Annotated in this window: 6 protein-coding genes and 1 pseudogene; 1 reads left to right on the plus strand and 6 read right to left on the minus strand. The window is 61.7% G+C overall.

Going from position 1 to position 7,129, the window contains the following annotated elements; all coding sequences use genetic code 11:
- Nucleotides 1-5: 5 nt before the first annotated feature.
- The 5 genes from I8N66_RS21705 to I8N66_RS21725 form a co-directional block, all read right to left on the minus strand.
- Nucleotides 6-1,559 (minus strand): glycoside hydrolase family 28 protein, encoded by a 1,554-nt coding sequence (locus I8N66_RS21705; protein ID WP_291157503.1) that lies wholly within the window; start codon nt 1,557-1,559, stop codon nt 6-8.
- 74 nt (nt 1,560-1,633) lie between these two features.
- Entirely contained in the window at nt 1,634-2,899 is a 1,266-nt protein-coding gene (locus tag I8N66_RS21710; RefSeq protein WP_291157505.1) for an ABC transporter substrate-binding protein, read from the minus strand.
- Nucleotides 2,900-2,938: 39 nt separating this feature from the next.
- The gene (gene ugpC, locus I8N66_RS21715) at nt 2,939-4,033 is read right to left on the minus strand and encodes a sn-glycerol-3-phosphate ABC transporter ATP-binding protein UgpC (RefSeq protein ID WP_291157507.1); all 1,095 of its coding nucleotides are present in this window, start codon (nt 4,031-4,033) and stop codon (nt 2,939-2,941) included.
- Nucleotides 4,034-4,035: 2 nt separating this feature from the next.
- Nucleotides 4,036-4,920 carry a carbohydrate ABC transporter permease gene (locus I8N66_RS21720; protein WP_291157509.1) on the minus strand — a complete coding sequence of 295 codons (885 nt, stop codon included), beginning with the start codon at nt 4,918-4,920 and terminating at the stop codon, nt 4,036-4,038.
- Between the two features lie 4 nt (nt 4,921-4,924).
- A complete protein-coding gene (locus I8N66_RS21725; RefSeq protein ID WP_113538180.1) occupies nt 4,925-5,806 on the minus strand; it encodes a sugar ABC transporter permease in 882 nt (293 codons plus the stop codon).
- A 213-nt stretch (nt 5,807-6,019) separates the two neighbouring features.
- Here I8N66_RS21725 and I8N66_RS21730 point away from each other — a divergent pair, with 213 nt between their 5' ends.
- Nucleotides 6,020-6,949 carry an AraC family transcriptional regulator gene (locus tag I8N66_RS21730; protein WP_291157512.1) on the plus strand — a complete coding sequence of 310 codons (930 nt, stop codon included), beginning with the start codon at nt 6,020-6,022 and terminating at the stop codon, nt 6,947-6,949.
- A 73-nt stretch (nt 6,950-7,022) separates the two neighbouring features.
- On the opposite strand, the pseudogene I8N66_RS21735 reads toward I8N66_RS21730, so the two are convergent.
- Nucleotides 7,023-7,129, minus strand: a pseudogene (locus I8N66_RS21735) (5-dehydro-4-deoxyglucarate dehydratase); the annotation flags it as partial.

Consider the following 7,129-nt stretch of genomic DNA (forward strand, 5'->3'; position numbering starts at 1 on the left):
ATGTCTCACTCGAAGGACGTTGATATTGCCGCCGCGCTCAGGAGCGCCGGGTCGTCGCAATCGACCTCCGCCTGTTCCGAGACGATCGTTTCGTGCCGCATCGGACGGATACGGTCGGCCATGATGGGAGGGGCAACCGCCGCCTCCGGGTTGAAGGACGCGATCGTGAGGCGGCGAATTTTGATGTTGCGGATCGGGGCCTCCGGCAAGCCGAGGAAGGCGCCGGCTGCATGGGCGAGATCACGAATCTCGACATCCTCGATCGTGACGCCATCGATGACGGGTGTGCCCGCCTCGACCGGAGCCGGCCGACGGGATTGCACCCAGGTGTCGTGGCCATCCGCATCACAATGGTAGTGGGCGTTGGCGGAGAGTGCGGTCTCGACGCCATCCATAAGAACGTGGCGCATCGTGATATCGGTAATCGCGCCGCCGCGCCCACGCCGCGTCTTGATACGCAGGCCGCGATCCGTACCGACCATCGCACAATTCTCGACGGCAACATCATGCACGCCGCCCGACATTTCCGAACCGATGACGAGACCGCCGTGACCGCGCTCCATCAGGCAATGGCTCACGCGCACGCCCCGCGTTTCGCTGAGGTGGTCGGCCTCGCCGTTCTGGCCGCGCTTACCGGCTTTCACGGCAATGCAATCATCCCCGACGGAGAAGCGCACGCCGGCAATCGTCACGCCCTGGCAGCTTTCGGGATTGAAGCCATCGGTGTTCGGGCTGTCGGGCGGGGCGGAGACGAAAAGCCCTGCCGCGGTCAATCGTCTGCAGCCCTGCGGGTGGATCGTCCAGGACGGCGCATTGCGGATGGTGAAACCAAGAAGCGTGACATCGGAACAGGAGACGAAATGAAGGCCGCGCGGCCTGCGCGCACCGTCACGCGTTTCCTTTGGCCAGGTCCACCAGTCCCCCCTGTCGCCGGACCCGTCGAGCGAGCCTTCTCCCTCGATGACCAGGTCTTTCGCGCCAATGGCATGGAGCGGGGCTGCGAAGCAGTCAGCCGGAAGGCCTTCCCAGCTCCCCAACATTCCGCCGGACGCGTTGCGGGCAGGCAGGATCGGCCATCCGAGCCGTTCCGACGGCGCCCGCAAGACCGCCCCTTGGGAAAGATGGAAGGTCATGCCGGTCTTGAGTGCGAGGGGAAATGCCGTCCAGACCCCGGCCGGCAGCCTGAGCGTACCGCCCTCGGGAACCGCAGCAACGGCCTCTCGAAGGGCAGCGGCGTTGCGGCGTGCGCCCTCGATATCGTCAAGATGGATATCGCGAACGAGACCGAAATCGCCTGCGTCGACGAGCCCCGCGCAGGACGCGGTGTCAAACTCCATCGTTTCGAGCCCCTCCGCCTCGAAGCGATAGCGTCCGCCAGGTTGAAGATCGTGCAGTAGCGGCACGGCAAGCGAGGTCTCGCCCTGCCGCATCTGATCATCCCCGTCGAGCGACGAAAGGCGCCACTTCGCCTTCCCCGGCAGGTGGTAGAGTGCTCCGCGTGCCGGCAGGCAAAGCGCCGCCGTTCGCGCCGACAGCGCGATGATGGAAGGTCGGGTCATGATCTCTTCTCGTTTCGTTTCCCGCTGGGCGCGGGGCGCCCGCCGCGAGAAGCCGCGGCGGGCAGATTTAGCGATCAGTCGAACTTGGCGAGCACGTCGTTCACCGTGTCGATGATCTGCTCCGCCGCTTCATTGGCGCTGAGCTGCCCGTAGGCATATTCCTCGAGCGTATCGATGAAGGCGGCGCGGATCTCCGGATGCTCGTTGAACGGCGAAACGGTCGGCCCACCGGCGGCGAGCACGATGGCATTGGCAGCGCGCACCTCGGGCTCGCCCTTTTCGCCAAGTCGGGCGGCAGCAGCCTTGGACGCCGGCAGGCCGCGAGAGGTGCCGAGCGCATCGATGCCTTCCGGTTCGTTCAACAGGCAGTTGACGATTTGCGCCGCCGCCGCCGGGTCCTTCGAGTTTTTAGAGATCGAGAACACCATGGACGGCTTACGGTAGACGCCTTCCGTTACCGCGTCAGCGAGCTTGAGCATCGGCACAGGCGTCAACACCTGACCGTCCTTCAACGGATCGGCATATTTGGAATAGGTCGAGTCCCATTCATAGGAACCAGCGACCTTTCCCTCGGCCCAGGCGGGCTTCTCGAACAGATTGACGTTGCCGTCAGCGGCCTCTTCCTTCTGGGAACGGATGGCGCCGGTCTCGACCAGCTTGCCCAGGAAGGAGATGCCTTCGGCCAGCTCCTCCGGTGTCCAGGCGACACGATTGGTTTCGGGATCGACGAGGTCCTTGCCGGTCTTCTGGACGACGGCCAGCGTCGTCAGGAGTTGCGCGGTCTCCTTGACGGCGTTGAAGGTGTAGTAGTCCTTGCCGAGCTTCTCCTTGATCGTCGCCGTCGCGGCAAAGAACTCGTCCCAGGTTTTCGGGATGGGCACGCCGGCCTTTTCGAAGGTCGTGGCGTTGAAGAAGAAGACGCGGCCCGTGGTCGAGACCGAAAGCCCCTGCAGGACCCCGTTCATGGAGCCTGCCGCGAGATCGGCATCGCTCCAGTTGGAAAGATCGATCGCCTTCAGCGCACGCAAATTGGCGAAACCGTCGCCATTTTTTGAAAACAGCGGCAGCCACGGCCAATTGACCTGCACGATGTCCGCCTCGGTCTTGCCGGCCATCTGGGTCGTCAGCTTTTCGAGGTAGCCGTCAAAACCGGTGAACTCGCCCTTGACTGTATGGCCGTATTTTTCACCGCACGCGGCGATCGCCTTCTGGGTGGCAACGTGGCGGCTCTCGCCACCCCACCACGCCATGCGCAATTCAGCGGCGTGCGCTGCCGTGCCGAGCGCAAGGGCGCCATATGCGACGCCGGCAAGCGCGGCGATCTTTGCTGTCATTCTCATTGCCTTCTCCTCCTTGGAATTGAACGACGCGGCGCCTCCTCAAAGCGACACGTTGCGGCCATCGGTCTTGTCGAAAACATGCAGTTGGGCAGGGTCCGGGCGCAGGCGGATCACATCCGAGCGGCCCAGAGCCTCGAACTCGGCGGCGCCCACCACGCTTACGAGCTTTCGGCCCTCGAGATCGGCGTGGAGGTAGACTTCATGCCCCATGAACTCGGCGTTGGTCAGCTTCGCCGCAAACGCCGCGCCGTCAGCGGCAAGCGAGAGATGTTGCGGGCGCATGCCGAGCACAGCCTCATTGGGCCTCGACGAAAGCCGTGTCGCGAGGTTGGAGCCGAGCGGCAGACGCTGGCTGCCGATCGAGAAGTCCCCACCTTCGAGCCTTGCATCAATGAGGTTCATCTCCGGGCTGCCGATGAAGCCGGCGACGAAAAGGTTCGCCGGGCGATTGTAGAGCTCCTTCGGCGTCGCCACCTGCATGATGCGGCCCGCCTGCATAACGCAGATGCGGTCGCCCATCGTCATCGCCTCGGTCTGATCGTGGGTCACGTAAATGACGGTCGAGGACAAGCCTTCGGCCTTGAGCTGGCGGTGCAGGTCGGTGATGCGGACACGCATCGAGGCCCGCAGCTTGGCGTCGAGATTGGAAAGCGGCTCGTCGAACAGAAAGACGCCGGGCTTCTTGATGAGTGCGCGCCCAAGCGCCACGCGTTGGGCCTGGCCACCGGAGAGCTGCTTCGGCAGCCGATCGAGTAGCGGCTCGATTTCGAGGATCTTCGCCACGTGATCGATGGCGGCTTCGATTTCCGCCTTCGGCTTGCCGGCAATCTTCAGCCCGAAGGCCAGATTGCCGCGCACCTTCATATGCGGGTAGAGCGCGTAGTTCTGGAAGACCATGGCGATGGAGCGCTTGCCGGGCGGCAGGTCGTTAACCCGCTGGTCGCCGATCACGACCTCACCTCCCGAAATCTCTTCGAGCCCGGCGACCATGCGCAACGTGGTGGACTTGGCGCAGCCGGAGGGGCCGACGAAGACCATGAACTCGCCATCCTCGATATCGAGGTTGATGCCGTGCACGGCCTTGAAGGCGTTGCCATAAATCTTTTCGAGATTCTTCAGTTGGACCTTAGCCATGTTCAGCCTTTGACTCCCCCGGAGGAGATCCCTTCAATGAAGTACCGTTGCGCAGCGAAGAAGACGACCAAAGCGGGAGTGATCGTCAGGACCGACATCGCGAGAATGCGGTTCCATTCGAAGGCTTCGGTCGTGTCGATGGAAAGTTTGAGCGCGAGGCTCACCGGATACTTGTCGACCGACGACAGATAGATCAGCGGCCCGAGGAAGTCGTTCATGGTCCACATGAACTGGAACAGGCAGACGGAAATCAGCGCCGGCGCGAGCATGGGCACGACGATGTAGACCAGCGTCTGGAGACTGTTGGCGCCTTCGACACGAGCCGCCTCTTCCATATCCGCTGGAAGCGAGCGCAGGAACTGCACCAGCATGAAGACGAAGAAGGCATCACCCGCAAAGGCTGAAGGCACCCAGAGCGGCAGGAACGTGTCGAGCCAGCCAAGATCGCGGAAGAGGATGTACTGCGGAATGCGGGTGACGACATTTGGCAGAAGCAGGATGGCGATGACCGAACCGAAGAGGATCTTCTTCAGCGGAAAGTCGAACCGTGCGAAGGCATAGGCCGCCATCGTGCAGGAGATCGCCGTACCGATCACCTTCGGCAGAATGATCAGGAAGGAATTCCAGAAGAACCGGCCGAAGGTATAGGGCGTCGACGTCTGCCAGCCCTTTATGTAGCCGTCAGCGGTCGGACTTGTCGGCATGAAGCCGGCGCCGGAAAAGATCTCCGAATTCGTCTTGAAACTCGCGCCGACCAGCCAGATCAGCGGGTAGAGCATGACGAACCCAACGGAAAACAACAGCACATAGCGAACGGTCGTTGACATCAGGCGGAGCCTTGCCCTGCGGGCGGCCAGGCGATCGTTGAGAACTTGAAGATCGGTCATCTCGTCAGCTCCTCTTGTCGCCGGCGTAGTAGACCCACTTCTTCGAAGACCAGAAGGCGACGAGGGTCAGGACGGTGATGATGGTGAAGAGCACCCAGGCGATGGACGAGGCGTAGCCCATGTTGAACTTCTTGAAGGCCTCGTCATAAATGTAGAGCGGCAGCAGGTAGGTCGCCTTGAGTGGACCGCCCTGGGTGATGATGTAAGGGCCGTTGAACTCCTGGAACGCCTGAACCATCTGCATGATCAGGTTGAAGAAAATGACCGGCGTCAGCAGCGGCAGGGTAATCCAGAAGAAGGTGCGCACCTTACCGGCGCCGTCGATCGCGGCCGCTTCATAGAGCGACTTGTCAATCGATTGCAGGGCCGCAAGGAAGATCACCATAGCCGAGCCGAACTGCCAGCAGCGCAGCAGCGTGATCGTGAAGAGCGCGTTCACGGGATCGCCGAACCAATCGACCGGCGCGAGACCGAGGGTCGCGAGCGCCATGTTCGCAAGGCCCTCCGAGGCGAAGACATAACGCCACAGAACGGCGATCGCGATCGAGCCTCCAAGGATCGAAGGCACATAGAATGCCGTTCGGAACAGGCCGATAAATTTCAACCTGTGATTTAGAATAGCCGCGATGAAGAGTGCGAAGGCAAGCTTCAGGGGCACGGTGATGAAGACGTAAAGCAGCGTTACGTTCAACGACTTGATGAAGGTGCGGTCGCGGGTAAAAAGCCGCTCGTAATTGGCGAGGCCTGTCCAGCGCGGTTCGCTCATCAGGTCATAGCTGGTGAAGCTCAGATAGAACGACCCGATGAACGGGATGGCCGTGAAGATCAACAGACCAATGATATAGGGCGCCAGATAGCCGAGCCCCAGGAGACGCTGCCCTTTCATGGTGCCCCTCCCGGGCAGCACTGAAGTGCGCCCTTGCTAGATACGGTTTCGTACAAATTACGCTCCCGGACCGGTGCAGATAGACGAAGGCTCTCGCCTCCCCTTCTTCTGCGAACCGGTCTCCTCCCTGTTCGATGCGGTGCGTGCATGCATTTCTGCGATGACAGTCACGCATTTTTGCCACAGAATGAATTCACAAAGGCGAGGAAAAAGATGGACGAAATCGAAGGTGGAATTCTCTCCGCCATTCCGCCGGCTGCGCTGACGCTCGATCTCACCCGAGCAGCTATCCGGATGGAGCATTCGCAGACCTGGCGCATAGACAAGTCGAACCCGGTCGATGACCTCGTTATCTGCCTTGAGGGGCGCGGCCACTATCTGGTCGATGGCGAGCCGCGCGTGATGGAACCGGGCGATGCGATGCTGATTTCGCGCGGCCAGCATTTCATCGGATGGAATGAGGGGCCAGAGACCTATCTCGGCGTCGCACAGCATTTCACGCTGGATATCTACGGTCGCCACAACCTGATCGAGCAAATGGATCTGGTGCCGAAATTGAGGCTTGCGCGCTGGGCGTTGCTTGAGCCGCTGGCGCGCCACTACCGCCAGAGCGCGCCGCCCTCCTCCGTGACGCTCGGGCAGCATCACCTGTTCATGGTCCTGCTCATCGCCTTCATCGAGGATGCGTTCATCGGTTGGCGAGACCATGCCACCTACCAGCCCGAAGGAGCAGACGCAATCGACCTCGCTGTCATGAAGGCGGCCACGATGATTTCCGCCAATCCGCTCGACCCGGATATTGCGACCAAGGCGGTCGAGACATCGCCCTACAATCGGGACTATTTCCTGCGGGAGTTCCAGAAAAGGGTGACGCGTACGCCGCGCAAGTACCAGGAACTGAAACGCATGGAACGGGCCATGCATTTCCTCGAAGCAGGGCTTTCGGTTTCTTCTGCGGCCGCAGAGGTCGGCTATGCCGACCCCTACTACTTCTCCCGCATGTTCAAACGAACTCTGGGCCTCAGCCCCCGCGATCACATGAAAAGAGTTCGCCAGAGCCGGGACGGTGAGCTCATGCACCTTGATGAGCCCGAGCAGGCACTGGCACTGGCGGAGGGGATCCCAGCAACAGGCGAGGACTAGGTTCGGTCCCCGGCAGGTACAATGGAGAGCAATGCCCGCCGGAAAGTCCGCGCGATCCCCATGCGCCCGGCGTTCACTTGTGGCGCTTGTTTGCGCCGATCAGCGCGTCGAGCATTGCGACCTCGTCTTCGCTGAGGTCCTTCAGCGGCGCACGCACCGGACCGGCATTGAAGCCCTGCA

Source organism: Ensifer sp. SSB1, assembly GCF_016652895.1.
Lineage (GTDB): Bacteria > Pseudomonadota > Alphaproteobacteria > Rhizobiales > Rhizobiaceae > Ensifer.